The 15,852-nt window shown below is 66.7% G+C and carries 12 protein-coding genes; 5 read left to right on the forward strand and 7 right to left on the reverse strand.

Annotation, left to right across the window (positions count from 1 at the left end):
- Nucleotides 1-12: 12 nt before the first annotated feature.
- The 3 genes from asd to OEJ36_RS24765 all read left to right on the forward strand — a co-directional run bounded on the left by asd (nucleotide 13) and on the right by OEJ36_RS24765 (nucleotide 5,034).
- A complete protein-coding gene (asd, locus tag OEJ36_RS24755; protein ID WP_263403777.1) occupies nucleotides 13-876 on the forward strand; it encodes an archaetidylserine decarboxylase in 864 nt (287 codons plus the stop codon).
- A gap of 201 nt (nucleotides 877-1,077) precedes the next feature.
- Complete coding sequence (locus OEJ36_RS24760) at nucleotides 1,078-2,901, forward strand: molecular chaperone (RefSeq protein ID WP_263403778.1); 1,824 nt, start codon at nucleotides 1,078-1,080, stop codon at nucleotides 2,899-2,901.
- 63 nt (nucleotides 2,902-2,964) lie between these two features.
- The gene (locus OEJ36_RS24765; protein ID WP_263403779.1) at nucleotides 2,965-5,034 is read left to right on the forward strand and encodes an EAL domain-containing protein; all 2,070 of its coding nucleotides are present in this window, start codon (nucleotides 2,965-2,967) and stop codon (nucleotides 5,032-5,034) included.
- Between the two features lie 63 nt (nucleotides 5,035-5,097).
- Here the strand turns inward: OEJ36_RS24765 and serB are convergent, their stop codons facing one another.
- Nucleotides 5,098-6,312, reverse strand: a complete 1,215-nt coding sequence (gene serB, locus OEJ36_RS24770) for a phosphoserine phosphatase SerB (protein ID WP_263403780.1) — start codon at nucleotides 6,310-6,312, stop codon at nucleotides 5,098-5,100.
- 133 nt (nucleotides 6,313-6,445) lie between these two features.
- Here serB and OEJ36_RS24775 point away from each other — a divergent pair, with 133 nt between their 5' ends.
- Both OEJ36_RS24775 and OEJ36_RS24780 read left to right on the forward strand, forming a co-directional pair.
- Nucleotides 6,446-7,984, forward strand: a complete 1,539-nt coding sequence (locus tag OEJ36_RS24775; RefSeq protein WP_263403781.1) for an AhpA/YtjB family protein — start codon at nucleotides 6,446-6,448, stop codon at nucleotides 7,982-7,984.
- A gap of 24 nt (nucleotides 7,985-8,008) precedes the next feature.
- The gene (locus OEJ36_RS24780; protein WP_263403782.1) at nucleotides 8,009-8,548 is read left to right on the forward strand and encodes a metal-dependent hydrolase; all 540 of its coding nucleotides are present in this window, start codon (nucleotides 8,009-8,011) and stop codon (nucleotides 8,546-8,548) included.
- Nucleotides 8,549-8,625: 77 nt separating this feature from the next.
- Here the strand turns inward: OEJ36_RS24780 and OEJ36_RS24785 are convergent, their stop codons facing one another.
- The 6 genes from OEJ36_RS24785 to OEJ36_RS24810 form a co-directional block, all read right to left on the reverse strand.
- Complete coding sequence (locus OEJ36_RS24785) at nucleotides 8,626-9,330, reverse strand: PqiC family protein (RefSeq protein ID WP_031287800.1); 705 nt, start codon at nucleotides 9,328-9,330, stop codon at nucleotides 8,626-8,628.
- Nucleotides 9,331-9,495: 165 nt separating this feature from the next.
- Nucleotides 9,496-11,760, reverse strand: coding sequence for a DNA topoisomerase IV subunit A (gene parC / locus OEJ36_RS24790; protein WP_263403783.1), 2,265 nt, complete (start codon nucleotides 11,758-11,760; stop codon nucleotides 9,496-9,498).
- Between the two features lie 7 nt (nucleotides 11,761-11,767).
- Nucleotides 11,768-12,292, reverse strand: a complete 525-nt coding sequence (locus OEJ36_RS24795) for a TIGR02281 family clan AA aspartic protease (RefSeq protein ID WP_263403784.1) — start codon at nucleotides 12,290-12,292, stop codon at nucleotides 11,768-11,770.
- Entirely contained in the window at nucleotides 12,289-13,272 is a 984-nt protein-coding gene (locus OEJ36_RS24800) for an esterase-like activity of phytase family protein (protein ID WP_263403785.1), read from the reverse strand. The genes OEJ36_RS24795 and OEJ36_RS24800 overlap by 4 nt, the downstream gene beginning before the upstream one ends.
- Nucleotides 13,269-15,167, reverse strand: coding sequence for a DNA topoisomerase IV subunit B (gene parE / locus OEJ36_RS24805; RefSeq protein WP_263403786.1), 1,899 nt, complete (start codon nucleotides 15,165-15,167; stop codon nucleotides 13,269-13,271). The genes OEJ36_RS24800 and parE overlap by 4 nt, the downstream gene beginning before the upstream one ends.
- 12 nt (nucleotides 15,168-15,179) lie before the next feature.
- On the reverse strand, nucleotides 15,180-15,812 hold the full coding sequence (locus OEJ36_RS24810) for a YqiA/YcfP family alpha/beta fold hydrolase (protein ID WP_263403787.1): 633 nt from the start codon (nucleotides 15,810-15,812) through the stop codon (nucleotides 15,180-15,182).
- Nucleotides 15,813-15,852: the final 40 nt, after the last annotated feature.

Raw genomic sequence — 15,852 nt, forward strand, 5'->3', positions numbered from 1 at the left:
CAAGGAACACCCATGAAAGAACGCCTGTTCATCATCAGCCAATACCTGCTGCCTCATCACCTGCTCTCGCGCCTGGCCGGCTGCGTGGCGGAGTGTCGCGTGCGCTGGTTCAAGAACGCCTTCACCGCCTGGTTCGCCCGCCGCTACCAGGTGAATATGAACGAAGCCCTGGTCGAGGACCTCACCGCCTACGAGCACTTCAACGCCTTCTTCACCCGCGCCCTGAAAGACGGTGCGCGCCCGCTCGACCCGACGCCCGGCGCCATCCTCTGCCCGGCAGACGGTGCGGTCAGCCAGCTCGGCCCCATCGAGCACGGTCGTATCTTCCAGGCCAAGGGCCACAGCTTCAGCGTGCTGGAACTGCTGGGCGGTGACGCCGAGCGCGCCGCCCCCTTCATGGGCGGTGACTTCGCCACCATCTACCTGTCGCCCCGCGACTACCACCGCGTGCACGCCCCCTTGGGCGGCACCCTGCGTGAAATGGTCTACGTGCCCGGCCGCCTGTTCTCGGTGAACCAGAGCACCGCCGAGAACGTGCCCGAACTCTTCGCCCGCAACGAGCGCGTGGTCTGCCTGTTCGACACCGAGCGCGGCCCGATGGCCGTGGTACTGGTGGGCGCGATGATCGTCGCCTCCATCGAGACCGTCTGGGCCGGCCTGGTAACGCCGCCCAAGCGCGAGCTGAAGACCTTCCGCTACGACGAAGCCGCACGTGCGCCGATCACCCTGGAGAAAGGCGCCGAGCTGGGCCGCTTCAAGCTGGGCTCCACCGCCATCGTGCTCTTCGGCCCGCAGCAGATCCGCTGGGCCGAAGGCCTTGCCGCCGGCAGCGCGGTGAGCATGGGCGAACTGCTGGCACAGCCCGCACAGGCCTGATAAACCGGGCGGGCCGGGTTGAACGCAAGGCTGCGACCGAATGTCCAACCTTGCAGTGCAGCCGCCCGGCTCGCCGTCCATTCCGTAGCAGCACTTTGCCACACCAGCCCCGCGATGGGCTGCGGGCCGCAAGGGATGCTGCTAGAGTGCGAGTGAAATTTCCGCACGTCTTGCCCGCTGCAGTTGGAGTATTCGAGCTACATGGACAAACAGAGTCCCCACCTGTTATTGCGTGTTCCTACTCCGAACAAGCAGAGCCTGTCCTTCTGCGACGCCTCCCCGCGTGATCTGAAACGCTGGATCTCCGGACTGCCCAAAGCCAACCTCGGCGAGACCGCGCGCCAGCTCTACCAGGCCTTGGTGGAACTCAACCAACTCGTCACCGCCAGCGACAACCGCCTGCAGTTGCTCGAACTGCTGCGCCCCGAGGTCTACTACGTCTGCCAGCACCTGGAGCGCCACTTCCTCAACCAGGCCATCGTCCTCGACGAGCGCCCGCGCAAGGTCGCCAACCTCTGCCAGGCCCTGCAGAACCACCTGTCCATCGGCTACAAGCAGATCGTCGCCCAGGAATCGTCCCGCCAGTCCAAGGAAGGCGCGCAACTGCTGACCATCGCCCTGCAACGGGCCATGCACAGCCTCAACGGCGCGCTGATCCGCGCCAGCCAGCTGTACTGCCCCGTGCCCGAAGGCCTGTGGCTGGAGCTGCATCAGCTCTACCAGATCGCCGTATCCCGCCAGGTCCAGCGCGCCATCATTCGCGACAACCTGGCCCGTCACACCGAAGGCCTGAGCGTCGAGCAGACTTACCTCGTGGCCCTGCTGCTAGGCTGCTCGCGCTGCAACCAGATGCGCCAGAACAACATCGCTCGCCTCGCCGAAGTACTGGAGCCCTGGAGTGGCCTGGTAAGGCTGCAGCGCGGCAACGAGCCATCGACGCTGTTCGCCGTTGCCACCCAGGTAGATGGCCCGCCGAGGTACAAGTCGCTGTTCCAGGACAGCGAGCTGCCCAATCTGCTGGGCATCGATCCGCTGCCCCTGGTGGACGCGATCAAGGAATACCTGCTACTGCCCAACGAGAACCGCGACAAGGCACGTCTGCAGGTTCCCGATGGCATCACCCTGGACTTGCTGCAACACCTGAGCTCCGCCTGGGGCGACATTTCCGAGCGCACCTTCCAGCGCAACCCGGGCCGCGGCACCCTGACCCTGTGCATCGGCATGAGCGCCCTGCACTTCTTCATCTCCGGCAGCAAGCCGTTCAGTGAAATCCTCAAGCTTCCGGTCGAGGTCGGCCAGGCGGTGTTCAAACCGATCAACAAGGACGAGGGCGATATCTGGGGCAACGCCTTCGACGCCCAGCCCAACCAGAACTGGGAAGCCGGCCTGCCCTACGAAGAGATCCAATACAGCAAGCCCGTGGTCAGTGGCGACACCTCGCCGCAGCACGCTGCCGCCGCGCCCAGCGCGGAGAGCTACCCGACCTTCGCCCTCACCATCGTCAACCACAGTCCGGGCGGTTACTGCCTGAGCTGGCCCAAGGAAGTCCCCAGCCAGTTGCAGGCCGGAGAACTCCTGGGCATCCAGGACGCCCCCGGCCAAGGCTGGAGCGTTGCCGTGGTGCGCTGGATCCGCCAGGTCCGCGGTGGCGGCACGCAGATGGGCATCGAACTGATCGCCCCCCACGCCCAGGCCTGTGGCCTGCAACTGCTGCGCAAGGCCGACCAGCACAGCCATTACCTGCGCGCACTGCTGCTGCCGGAAATCAGCGCCATCTCGCGCCCGGCCACCCTGATCACCCCGCGCCTGCCCTTCCAGGAAGGCAACAAGGTACAGATCAACATCCATGGCAAGGAACGTCGCGCCGTGCTCACCAGTCGCCAGACCACCACCGGCAGTTTCAACCAGTTCGAATACCGCGCGTTCGAGCAGGAAAGCGAGAATCCCGGGAAGCCCGTCACAGCTTCCAGCGAGCGAAGCGCTGCCGGGGAGGAAGATTTTGACTCCCTCTGGAAGTCGCTGTAGATTCCCGTGCCATCACCATTTGTCGCCTATTAGCGCCCGTTCGGCGCGGTCTAAGCACACGCCATGGCAATCGAAAAGAAAACCATCCGTCTGCTGATCCTGGAAGACTCGCAGAACGAAGCCGAGCGCCTGGTCAGCCTGTTTCGCAACTCGGGTCGCGCGACCCGCGTGCATCGCCTGGTCTCCAGCGATGACCTCGCCGAGGTCCTCCAGCAGAGCTGGGACCTGCTCATCGCCGCCCCCGAGAGTGACAACCTCTCCCCTGGCGAAGCCCTCAACGCCATCCGCCGCCAGGCCAAGGACATTCCCTTCATCCAATTGGTGACGGAGAACGACTCGGACCTGATCACCGAGGCGCTGGCCCTCGGCGCCCAGGACGCCCTGCCCCAGGGCGAGGACGAGCGCCTGGTGCTGGTCGCCAACCGCGAACTGGCCAACCTCGAAGAACGCCGCTCCCGCCGCGCCGCCGAAGTGAGCCTGCGCGAAGCCGAGAAACGCTGCCAGTTGCTGCTGGACAGCTCGGTGGACGCCATCACCTACGTCCACGACGGCATGCACATCTACGCCAACCGCGCCTATGTCGAGATGTTCGGCTACGAGGATGCGGAAGAGCTGGAAGGCATGCCGATGATCGACCTGATCGCCAGTTGCGACCAAGTGGTGTTCAAGGACTTCCTCAAGAACTACCGCAGTGGCGACGGCAGCGCCGAGCTGACCTGCTCGGGCGCCAAGGTCGACGGCCAGAGCTTCCAGGCCCGCATGAGCTTCTCCCCCGCCACCTATGACGGCGAGCCGTGCATCCAGGTGGTGATCCGCGCGGAAACGGCCAGCGCCGAGCTGGAAGAGAAGCTGCGCGAGATCAGCAGCCAGGACCTGGTCACCGGCCTGTACAACCGCAACCACTTCAGCGAGCTGATGGACGCCGCCGCCGACCGCGCGGTGAATGCCGGCCAGCCCGCCTCCCTCGCCTACATCCGCGTCGACCGCTACTCCGGCCTGCAGGCGGACGTCGGCATCGCCGGCAGCGACCTGCTGCTCACCGACCTGGCCAACCTGCTGCGCGCCCACTTCCCGGCCGACGCGCAATTGGCGCGCTTCGGTGACGACGTGTTCAGCGTGCTGCAGCCGGGCATCACCCCGGAACAGGCCCGCGAAGGCCTGGGTACGCTGCTGAAGAAGGTCGAAGGCCACCTGTTCGACGTCAGCGGCCGCACCGTGCAGTTCAGCCTGTCCATCGGTGTCGCCGGCCTCAACGAAACCACGCCCAAGGCCCAGGAAGTGATCGATCGCGCCCATCGCTGCGCGGACGAGATCACCGACGGCAATGAAGTGCGCCTGTACAACCCGGCCAGCGAACTGGCCGCCGCCGCCAACCGCGGCAGCCTGGTGGCCATGGTCCAGCAGGCCCTGGAGAACAACAGCTTCCGCCTGCTGTTCCAGCCGATCATCAGCCTGCGCGGCGACAACTTCGAGCACTACGAAGTCCTCCTGCGCCTGCTCAGCCCCCAGGGCGAAGAAGTACCGCCGGCCGACTTCCTCGGCGCGGCACGGGAAGCCGGGCTGGCCGAGAAGATCGACCGCTGGGTGATCCTCAACTCCATCAAGCTGCTGTCCGAGCACCGCTCCAAGGGCCACAGCACGCGCCTGTTCGTGCACCTGTCCGGCGTCAGCCTGCAGGACCAGACCCTGCTGCCATGGCTCAGCGTCGCCCTCAAGGCCGCACGCCTGCCGTCCGATGCGCTGATCTTCCAGTTCAGCGAGCCGGACGCCATCGCCTACCTGAAGCAGGCCAAGGCCCTGACCCAAGGCCTCGCCGAGCTGCACTGCCAGGTCGCCCTGAGCCAGTTCGGCTGCGCGCTCAACCCGTTCAACACGCTCAAGCACCTGAACATCGACTTCGTGAAAGTGGATGGCTCCTTCACCCAGGACCTGAGCAAGGCGGAAAGCCAGGAAGCGCTGAAGACCCTGCTCGCCAGCCTGCACTCCCAGGCCAAGCTGACCATCGTGCCCTATGTCGAGAGCGCCAGCGTCCTGGCCACCCTCTGGCAGGCCGGGGTCAACTACATCCAGGGTTACTACCTGCAGGGCCCGAGCCAGTCGATGGACTACGACTTCTCGTCCGGCGACGAATAAGCCGCCTTTCCAACCGCCCAAAGAAAAAGCCGCCCTCGGGCGGCTTTCTCGTTCAAGCGTCACTCACTCCAGGCCGTCGCGGTCGCGGAAGCCCAGCAGGTAGAGGATGCCATCCAGCCCCAGGGTGGAAATGGCCTGCTTGGCCGACTGCTTGACCAGCGGCTTGGCACGGAAGGCCACGCCCAGGCCGGCCAGGGCCAGCATCGGCAGGTCGTTGGCACCGTCGCCCACGGCGATGGTCTGCTCCAGGCGCAGCCCTTCCTTCTCCGCCAGCTCACGCAGCAGGTCGGCCTTGCGCTGGGCGTCGACGATCGGCTCGACGGCCACGCCGGTGAGCTTGCCGTCTTCGATCTGCAGTTCGTTGGCGAATACGTAGTCGATGCCCAGTTTGGCCTGCAGCTGCTTGGCGAAGTAGCTGAAGCCACCGGAGAGAATCGCGGTCTTGTAGCCAAGGCGTTTGAGCTCGGCGAACAGGGTCTCGGCACCTTCGGTCAGGCGCAGCGAGGCACCGATCTCTTCCAGCACGTCCTCGGAGAGGCCCTTGAGCAGCGCCAGGCGCTCCTTGAAGCTGGCGCGGAAATCCAGTTCGCCGCGCATGGTGCGCTCGGTGATCTCGGCCACCTGCTCGCCGACGCCAGCGGCCTTGGCCAGCTCGTCGATCACTTCGGCTTCGATCAGCGTGGAATCCATGTCGAACACCGCCAGGCGACGGTTGCGGCGGAACACCGAGTCGCGCTGGAAGGCGATGTCGACGTTCAGCTCCTGGGCCACACTGAGGAACTCGGCGCGCAGCGCCACCGGGTCGGCCGGCTCGCCGCGCACGGAAAACTCGATGCAGCCCTTGCCCTGGCTCGCCGGCATGTCCAGCGGCATGCGCCCGGACAGGCGATCGATATGGTCGATGTTCAGGCCGTACTTGGCGGTGATGGCACTCACGCGCTGCAGCTGCTCGGCAGTGACCTTGCGGGTCAGCAGGGTCACCATGTGCCGGGGCTTGCCCTGGCCACCGACCCACACCTGGTAGTCCGCCTCGGAAACCGGGGTGAAACGCACCTGCTGGTCCAGCTTGTAAGCGGTGAAGAGCACGTCCTTGAGCACGGAGGAGGCCTGCTCGGTGCCGGGAATTTCCACCAGGATGCCGAACGACAGCGTGTCGTGGATGACCGCCTGGCCGATATCGAGGATGTTCACCCCGCCCTGTGCGAGTACGCCGGTAATCGCGGCGGTCAGGCCGGGACGGTCTTCCCCGGTGATGTTGATCAGGACTATTTCGCGCAAGGCGCACCTCCCGCAGTGGAAAAGGCGCACATTCTACCCACTTTCACGGTCTGACGAGCATGCCGGGCGCTTTGCCCTGCTAGGGGGCGCCGTTATACTGCGCCACAATTCCGTCCGAGAAGAGCCGAGCTCTGTGAACCGGCCTACGCCCGTCAAACCCGACAACTTCTTCCTGCTGATCTTCCACGCCCTGCGCCAGCGCCGTGTGCCGATCGCCTTGCGCATCGCCAGCCACAGCCTCCTGCTCGTAGCCCTGGCCCTGGTGATCTACGCCTGGGTGATGGGCATGCAGTTCAAGCAGGCGATGCAGCAGCAAGCCGACGCCCTGGGCCAGAGCCTGACCGCGCAGACCGCCGCTTCCGCCACCGAGCTGCTGGTGTCCAACGACATCCTTAGCCTCAACGTGCTGCTCAACAATCTGGTGAAGAACCCCCTGGTGGCCCATGCGGCCATCTACAGCGTGGACAACCGCATCCTTGCCGAGGCCGGCTCGCGCCCGAAGCAGGGCCTGCTCGGTGAGGTCGAGGGCCTGTACTCCACGCCCATCACCTTCCAGGAAGTGATAGCCGGGCACCTGCGCCTGAGCCTGGACATGCAGCAGTTCCAGCAGCCCATGACCATCAGCCTGCAAAGCATGGGCCTGCTCAGCCTCATCCTCCTGGCTCTGGCGCTGTCCCTCAGCCTGCGCCTCGGCCGGCACATCTCCACGCCGCTGCTGCAACTGCGGGTGTGGCTGCGTGACCCGGACGACCCCGCGCCCGGCGCTGGCCGCCAGGACGAAATCGGCGACCTCGCCCGCCAGCTGCAGGCACGCCTGGTGCCGGAGAAGCCCGAACCCGAGCCGGAACCCGAGATCGAAGAACAGTACCTGGACGAGGAAGAAGACTTCCCCGAAGAGCAGGACGACGAGCCGGCCTTCGAGATCCGCGACCTGCGCGATGACAGCTACGACAGCGACGCCGTCGAGGAAGAGCGCCCCAGCCGCCTGTTCACCCCCGACGAGGACGATCCCTTCGCCGACCTGCGTCCGCGCGAGGAAGCACCACCCGCCGTAGTGGCTCCAGAGCCGGAAGCCGTACCCGAAGCGCGCGACGAGCTGCATCGCAGCGCCGTGCTGGCCGTCCAGCTGGGCGCCCAGGACCAGCTGCGCCGCCTGCCCCGCACCCGCCTGCTGGACCTGCTGCAACGCTACCGTGACTGCCTCGACCAGGCCGCCCAGCTCTATCAGAGCGAACTGCACACCCTCAACGATGGCAGCAGTCTGATGCTGTTCCACAGCGCGGACAGCGGTGAGGACCACCTGACCCACGCGCTCTGCTGCGGCGAGCTGCTGCGTGCCCTCGGCCACGCCCTGCAGATCGAAGTGGCCGACAGTGGCATCACCTTGCAGCTGCAGCTCGGCCTGACCCTCGGCGACAGCCTCGCCGGCCTCGGCCAGGGCGACCTGCTGCTGGATGACACCACCCAGAACGCCCTGGCGTTGAGCCAGCACAGCCGCAACCTGCTGCTGGTGGAACGCGCCATCGCCGACGACGGCCTGGTGCGCCAGCGTGCCCGCGTACGCCCCATCGCCAGCCCGGAAGGCGCCTGCTGCGTCGAACGCCTGCTGGACCCCTACCCCTCGTTGCTGGAACGCCAGCTGGCCCGCATGCACGACGCCGGGCGCCGCTGAGCCCCCGGCGCCAAGGAAGGCGCCATGACCACCCTGATCACCCATCCCCTGCCCGTCCTCGCGGTGGGCATCGCCCTCGGCAGCCGCGTGATCCCGCCGCGCCTGCTCCTGGCCGGGCTGTTCTTCGCCTGCCTGCCGGACGCCGACGTCGCCGCCTTCAAGCTGGGCATCGCCTACGCCGACGCCTTCGGCCACAGGGGCTTCAGCCATTCACTGCTGTTCGCCGGCTGCTGCGCCCTGTTCGGCGCCCTGATCGCTCCGCTGCTGCGCTGCGGCCCGCTGAAGGCCGGCCTGTTCGTCGGGCTCTCGACCCTCAGCCACAGCCTGCTGGATGCCCTGACCGACGGCGGCCTGGGCGTGGCCTGGTTCTGGCCCTGGGACCTGCAGCGCTACTTCCTGCCCTGGCGTCCCATCGAGGTGTCGCCCTTCATCGGAGGTTTCTTCACCCAGCGCGGCCTGGATGTGCTGCTCTCCGAAGCCCGCTGGGTAGGCCTGCCCTGCCTGGTCCTGGCTCTTGGCGGCTTCGGCCTGCGACGCCTGTTCGGCAAGCGCCGGGCCGAGTGAACGCCAGGTCGATCGATAGAATTCGCAGCCCATGAAAAAGCCCGCATCAAGCGGGCTTTTTCGTGTATCTGCGGCGATCAGAAGCGGAACACTTCCACATCGGTGCGCACCGGGGCGGCCATGGGAATCTTCGGCGGCACAGGCTCACGGGCACGCGCCGGGGCGGCGGTGGCCTTGCGCGGCTCCTCGGCGGCAGCGGCAGGCTGGCCAGAGAGGGGCTTGACCGCACCGGCCAGTTGCTCGGCCAGTTGTTGCAGCAGTTGGCTCTGGGCCCGCACCTGATCAGCGGCGGTGCCGCTGTGGGGCTGTTCCAGGCGCACCAGACGGCTGTCACGCAGCTGACCGGCCTTGTCGAGCACGCGCCACTGGGCTTCCAGCACCGCAGGGCGCTGGGGGCCGGAATCGAGGCGACTGATGCTCAGCAGTACCTGGATCTCGGGCGTGAAGCCGGGGTTGGCAGGGGCCAGGACCAGACGCTGGCTGTCCAGGCGCCACGACAGCTGGCGCAGCAGCAACTGGTCGATATCACCGGCCAGACTGCCGGCCCAGCGGCCATCGGTGGAGGCAGTCAGGCTGCCATCGGGCTGGCGTTGCAGGAGGGTTTCGCGCTGCAGGTAGTCGGCAACCGAAACCGGCCCGAGCAGCACGGCCATGCCGGCGGACTGGTCCGGCAGTTCGGCGGTGCCGCTGTCGAGCTGGTACATGGGTACCGGCGCGTTGTGAACGCAACCGCCCAGGCCCAGAAGGCCGGTCAGCAGCGCTAACAAGGGAAGACGCTTCATCTTTCTCACCCAGGGCCGCCGCACGGCGACCCGCAGTCGGATTCATTGATGTTCGGGGCGCCCGCCACAACCGCGTTCGGCCCGAGGGGACATATCATCCGCCAATGTGGCGGATGACTCCAGCCTCGTGCGTCGAATGGCAGCCGACGAGCGGCAGGTGCAGGCTTAGGCCGGCACCTCGACCAGCAGCGCATCGACGCGCTGGAAGCCGCGTGGCAGCTTGTTGCCACGACGGCCACGCTCACCCTTGTAGTGCTCCAGGTCGTCGGCCTTGAGCGAAAGGGTGCGCTTGCCGGCCTGGAGCACCAGCGTAGCGCCGGCCGGCAAAACTGCCAGGTCGGTCAGGTATTCCTCGCGGCTTGCCACGCGATCACCGGGGATGCCGATGATCTTGTTGCCCTTGCCCTTGGCCAGCTGCGGCAGGTCGGCGACCTTGAACAGCAGCAGGCGACCTTCGGTGGTCACCGCTGCCAGCCAGTCTTCCTCTAGGCTGGTGAGCGGGCGCGGCGCGACCACTCGAGCACCGGCGGGCAGGCTGACCAGGGCCTTGCCGGCCTTGTTCTTGGCCTGCAGGTCCTCGCCCTTGACCACGAAGCCGTAGCCGGCGTCCGAGGCGATCACGTAGAGCGCATCGTCCTCGGGCAGCAGCACGCATTCGAAGGTCGCCCCCGGCGGCGGGGTCAGGCGGCCGGTGAGCGGCTCGCCCTGGCCACGGGCAGACGGCAGGGTATGGGCCGCCAGCGAGTAGCTGCGGCCAGTGGAGTCGATGAACACGGCGTACTGGTTGGAACGCCCCGGTGCGGCAACCTTGAAGCCATCACCGGCCTTATAGGACAGGCTGGTGGCGTCGATCTCGTGGCCCTTGGCGGAGCGGACCCAGCCCTTCTCCGACAGCACCACGGTGACCTTCTCGTTCGGCAGCAGGTCGTGCTCGGTCAGCGCCTTGGCTTCGGCGCGAGCGACGATGGGCGAGCGACGGTCGTCGCCGTACTTCTCGGCGTCCTCGAGGATTTCCTTGCGCACCAGCTTCTTCAGCTTGGCTTCGCTGCCCAGCAGGGCCAGCAGCTTGTCACGTTCCTTGGCCAGCTCTTCCTGCTCGCCACGGATCTGCATCTCTTCCAGGCGGGCCAGTTGGCGCAAGCGGGTCTCGAGGATGTATTCGGCCTGGATCTCGGTGAGGCCGAAGCGCTCCATCAGCACCGGCTTGGGCTGGTCCTCGGTACGGATGATGCGGATCACTTCATCGAGGTTGAGGAAGGCGATCAGGCGGCCTTCCAGCAGGTGCAGGCGATGCTCCACCTTGTCCAGGCGGAACTGCAGGCGCCGGCGCACGGTGCCGACGCGGAAGGTCAGCCACTCGGTGAGCAGGGTGCGCAGGTCCTTGACCTGGGGCCTGCCGTCCAGGCCGATGATGTTGATGTTCACCCGGTAGGTGGACTCAAGGTCGGTGCTGGCGAACAGGTGCTGCATCAGCGCTTCGTGATCGACACGGCTGTTGGTAGGGATGATCACGATGCGGCAGGGGTTCTCGTGATCGGACTCGTCACGCAAGTCGGCGATCTGCGGCGCCTTGGAAGGCTTGGCCTGCATCATCGCGGCGATCTGCTCCAGCACCTTGGCACCGGAGACCTGGTGCGGCAGCGCGGTGACGACGATGTCGCCATCCTCGATCTGGTACACGGCGCGCATGCGCACCGAGCCACGGCCGGTCTCGTAGATTTTCAACAGGTCGGCGCGCGGCGTGATGATCTCCGCCTCGGTCGGGTAGTCCGGCCCGGCAATGTGCTCGCACAGCTGCTCGATGGTGGCCTTGGGCTCGTCCAGCAGCTGCACGCAGGCGGCAGCGACCTCGCGCAGGTTGTGCGGCGGCACGTCGGTGGCCATGCCCACGGCGATGCCGGTGGTGCCGTTGAGCAGGATGTTCGGCAGGCGCGCCGGCAGCACCAGCGGCTCGTTCAGGGTGCCGTCGAAGTTCGGGCCCCAATCCACGGTGCCCTGGCCCAGCTCGCTGAGCAGCACTTCGGAATAGCGCGACAGCCGCGCCTCGGTATAACGCATGGCGGCGAAGGATTTGGGGTCGTCCGGCGCACCCCAGTTGCCCTGGCCATCCACCAGCGTGTAGCGGTAGCTGAAGGGCTGGGCCATCAGCACCATGGCTTCGTAGCAGGCGGAGTCGCCATGGGGGTGGAACTTGCCAAGCACGTCGCCGACGGTACGCGCCGACTTCTTGTGCTTGGAGTCGGCATCCAGGCCCAGTTCGCTCATGGCATAGACGATGCGCCGCTGGACGGGCTTGAGGCCGTCGCCGATGTGCGGCAGGGCGCGGTCCATGATCACGTACATGGAATAGTTGAGATAAGCCTGTTCGGTGAATTCGGCGAGGGAGCGACGCTCCACGCCATCCAGGCTCAGATCGAGGGGTTCGCTCATGCGTGCCTCACGGTGACAGGTGTTGGCGCAGCACCAGGGTGCCGTCGCGCTGGGTGAATTCGAGTTGTTTGAGGGCGCTCATGCCGAGCAGCACCTCGTCGCCGTCCATGCCCGGGGCGATGATCGCGGGCACATCGGCGAGGACGATCTCCCCCAGCTGCAGCTCGCGCAGCCGGGTGCGATGACCGCTGCTGCGGCCATTCGCGGTGCTCAGGGTGATGGGTTCACCGGGCTCCAGGCCCAGTTCGCCGGCCAGGGCTTCGGGTACCGCCACGGCAGTGGCGCCGGTATCCAGCAGGAAGGTCACCTGCTGGCCGTCGATGCGCCCGTTCATCAGGTAGTGCCCCTGGCGGCTGCTGGCCAGACGCACTTCCACGAAGCCGTCGCCGCGTACCGACTCGGGCACCTGATTGGGGTTGCGCTGGCCATCTTCCCAGCGGCCGAAGAAGTGCGTGGCCAGGAGCATGGCGATGCCCCAGGCGAGGATCAGCATGACCCTCCCCGCGCGCTTGCCCGGCGCTTGTTCGCTCATGGCGCGTCCCAGCCTCCAGCGGGCTTGGCGAAACGCCAGACGATGGGCCGCTGCTCGCCATCGGCGCGGGCCATGCCGCCGTTGTCGAGAACGATCCAGGCACCGTCGGCGTCCACCCACAGCCCTTCCGCCAGGCCCCAATCGGCCTCGTAGCGACGGGGCGGGGTGAGCGCCTCGGCAGCGAAGGACCAGCAGCGCTCGACACTGCCCTTGGCCGGGTCGCGGCGGCAGATACGGTGGGCATGGCGCTCCAGGGTGAACAGCTTGCCCTTGTGCACGGCCAGGTCGGAGAAGTCCTTGGGCATCGGTACGGCGCGGCCCAGGTCGGGCGGCGGGATATCCTCGCCGGCCTCGCTGAACAGCACGCAACCGCCCGCGCATGCCCAGGTGGAGGGTTTCTTGTGCAGCACCATCAGGCCGCGGCGCTCACGCTCGGCCGCCAGCCACAGGCGCTCGCCGCTGGGGTCGATGGCAATGCCTTCCAGGAGCGCGTTGAAGTGCAGCAACATGCCGCTGGCGCGCGCCTGGCGTACCAGGCTTGCGGAAATGCGCAGCCACTCGGCGCTGCCCATGGCATTCACCTGCAGCACGGCGGCGTGGGCCTCGCTGACCAGGTAGCGATTGCCGGCGGCATCGCAGGTGATGCCTTCGAAATCCAGTTCGTTGCCACGCATCATGCTCATCGCCCAGGTGCGTGCACGCACGCCCCAGGGCAAACCGCTTTCGGGCGGCGGCGGCGCGGCGAAAAGCTCGGCCTCGGCATGCATCACGCCATCGACCGCCGTCAGGTGGAACAGGCGATCGTCGAGCCGGTCGGACACCACCAGCAGCTCCTTGCCGCAGAGCGCGATGCCGGAGAGGTTGCCTTCGGCGACACCCTCCACCGGGTACTCGGCACTGAGCTTGAGCTCCTCGATGGGCGCTGCGGCCCAGAGGGGCGAGACGACCAGCAGCAGGGCGAGAAGGAAACTCGCCTTCACACCAGGACCTCGGCCAGGTTGCCCTTGGATTCCAGCCAGGACTTGCGGTCACCGGCGCGTTTCTTCGCCAGCAGCATGTCCATGATTTCCGCGGTGGCCTCGACGTCTTCCAGGGTCAACTGCACCAGGCGCCGGGTGTTCGGGTCCATGGTGGTCTCGCGCAGTTGCGGCGGGTTCATTTCACCCAGCCCCTTGAATCGGGTGACCTGCGGCTTGCCGCGTTTCTTCTCCGCCACCAGGCGGTCGAGAATGCCGTCACGCTCGGCTTCATCCAGGGCGTAGTAGATTTCCTTGCCCAGGTCGATGCGGTACAGCGGCGGCATGGCGACGTAGACGTGGCCGGCATCCACCAGCGGGCGGAAGTGCTGGACGAACAGGGCACAGAGCAAGGTGGCGATGTGCAGGCCGTCGGAGTCGGCGTCGGCGAGGATGCAAATCTTGCCGTAGCGCAGCTGGCTCATGTCCTCGGCACCCGGGTCGACCCCGATGGCCACGGCGATGTTGTGCACTTCCTGGCTGGCCAGGACTTCGCTGCCGTCCACTTCCCAGGTGTTGAGGATCTTGCCGCGCAGCGGCAGGATCGCCTGGAATTCCTTGTCCCGCGCCTGCTTGGCCGAGCCGCCGGCGGAGTCACCCTCCACCAGGAACAGCTCCGAGCGCATCGGGTCCTGGCCGGCACAATCGGCCAGCTTGCCCGGCAATGCCGGGCCCTGGGTGATCTTCTTGCGCTCGACCTTCTTGCCCGCCTTGAGACGGCGGCCGGCGTTGCTGATGGCCAGCTCGGCCAGTTGCAGCCCCAGCTCCGGGTGGGCGTTGAGCCACAGGCTGAAGGCATCCTTGACCACGCCACCGACGAAGGCCGCAGCCTCGCGGGAGGACAGGCGCTCCTTGGTCTGGCCGGAGAACTGGGCGTCCTGCATCTTCATCGAGAGGACGAAGGCAATGCGCTCCCAGACGTCTTCCGGGGCCAGTTTCAGGCCACGGGGCAACAGGTTGCGGAACTCGCAGAACTCGCGCATGGCATCCAGCAGGCCCTGGCGCAAGCCATTGACGTGGGTGCCGCCCTGGGCCGTGGGGATCAGGTTGACGTAGCTTTCCTGGACGCTGTCGCCGCCTTCGGGCAGCCACAGCAGGGCCCAGTCCACCGCTTCCTTGTTACCCGCCAGGCTGCCGCAGAACGGCTCGGCCGGCAGGCGTTCGAATTCGCTGACGGCGTCCACCAGGTAGGAGCGCAGGCCGTCTTCGTAGTGCCACTCGATGCGTTCGCCGCTGGCCTTGTCCTCGAAGCTCACCAACAGGCCCGGGCAGAGCACGGCCTTGGCCTTGAGCACGTGCTTGAGGCGGCTGACGGAGAACTTGTGCGAATCGAAGTACTTGGCGTCGGGCCAGAAGTGCACGCTGGTGCCGGTGTTGCGCTTGCCGACGCTGCCGATCACTTCCAGGTCGCTGGACTTGAAGCCGTCGGCGAAGGTCATGCGGTATTCGCTGCCATCGCGCTTGACCCGCACCTCGACGAGGGTCGACAGGGCGTTCACCACCGAGATGCCCACGCCGTGCAGGCCGCCGGAGAACTGGTAGTTCTTGTTGGAGAACTTGCCGCCCGCGTGAAGCTTGGTGAGGATCAGCTCGACACCGGGCACGCCTTCTTCGGGGTGGATGTCCACCGGCATGCCACGGCCGTCGTCGATCACTTCCAGCGAGTTGTCCTCATGGAGGATCACCTGCACGCTCTTGGCGTGCCCGGCCAGCGCTTCGTCGACGCTGTTGTCGATGACTTCCTGGGCCAGGTGGTTGGGCCGGCTGGTGTCGGTGTACATGCCCGGGCGCTTGCGCACCGGGTCGAGGCCGGAAAGGACTTCGATGGCGTCTGCGTTGTAAGCGTTCTGCTGGGCCATGGGGTCTCTTCGTCAAAGGGTGGAAAAGTCGATATCACGCCATAACTGGGCGGGAAAACCAGCGTACGCCAGCAAGGCCGGCAGGTGGGCAGGGAACTGCTGGAAACCATGGTCGCCACCGGCCTCGATGCGCAGGGCGCAGGCGCGGTAGTAGCGCTCGGCATGGCGGTAGTCCAGGGTTTCGTCGGCCGTCTGCAACCACACCTGGTAGCGGGCCGGGTCCTGCGGGGGCGGCACCTCGAGCTCGGCCAGGGCATCCACATGCGCCTGCGTCAGCTCCCAGGTCTCGCCGCTGTAATAGTTCTTCTGCGGTCCCAACTGGCCATCGAACAACCGGTGCGGGGCCACCGCCGGGTTGATCAGGATGGCCCTGAGCCCGTGCCGCTCGGCCAGGTGGGTCGCATAGTAGCCGCCCAGGGAGCTGCCTACCAGCGTCGGCCGACCCAGCGCGGCCAGGGCCTCCTCGAGCTGTGCGATGGCCTCGCGCGGCTGGTGGTGCAGGGCCGGTACACGCAGCCGCTCAGCCAGGCCCAGGCGCTGCATGAGCGCGCTGAGCTGGCGCGCCTTCTGCGACTCGGGCGAGCTATTGAAGCCGTGGATATAGAGAAGGGAGGGCTGTTCGGTCGACACGCGGCATCCTGGCAAGTCTGGCGGGCAAGCTGTACTTCTTGCCGTGCCGCAGCGC

The organism is Pseudomonas sp. PDM13 (assembly GCF_025685765.1).
GTDB lineage: Bacteria > Pseudomonadota > Gammaproteobacteria > Pseudomonadales > Pseudomonadaceae > Metapseudomonas > Metapseudomonas solani.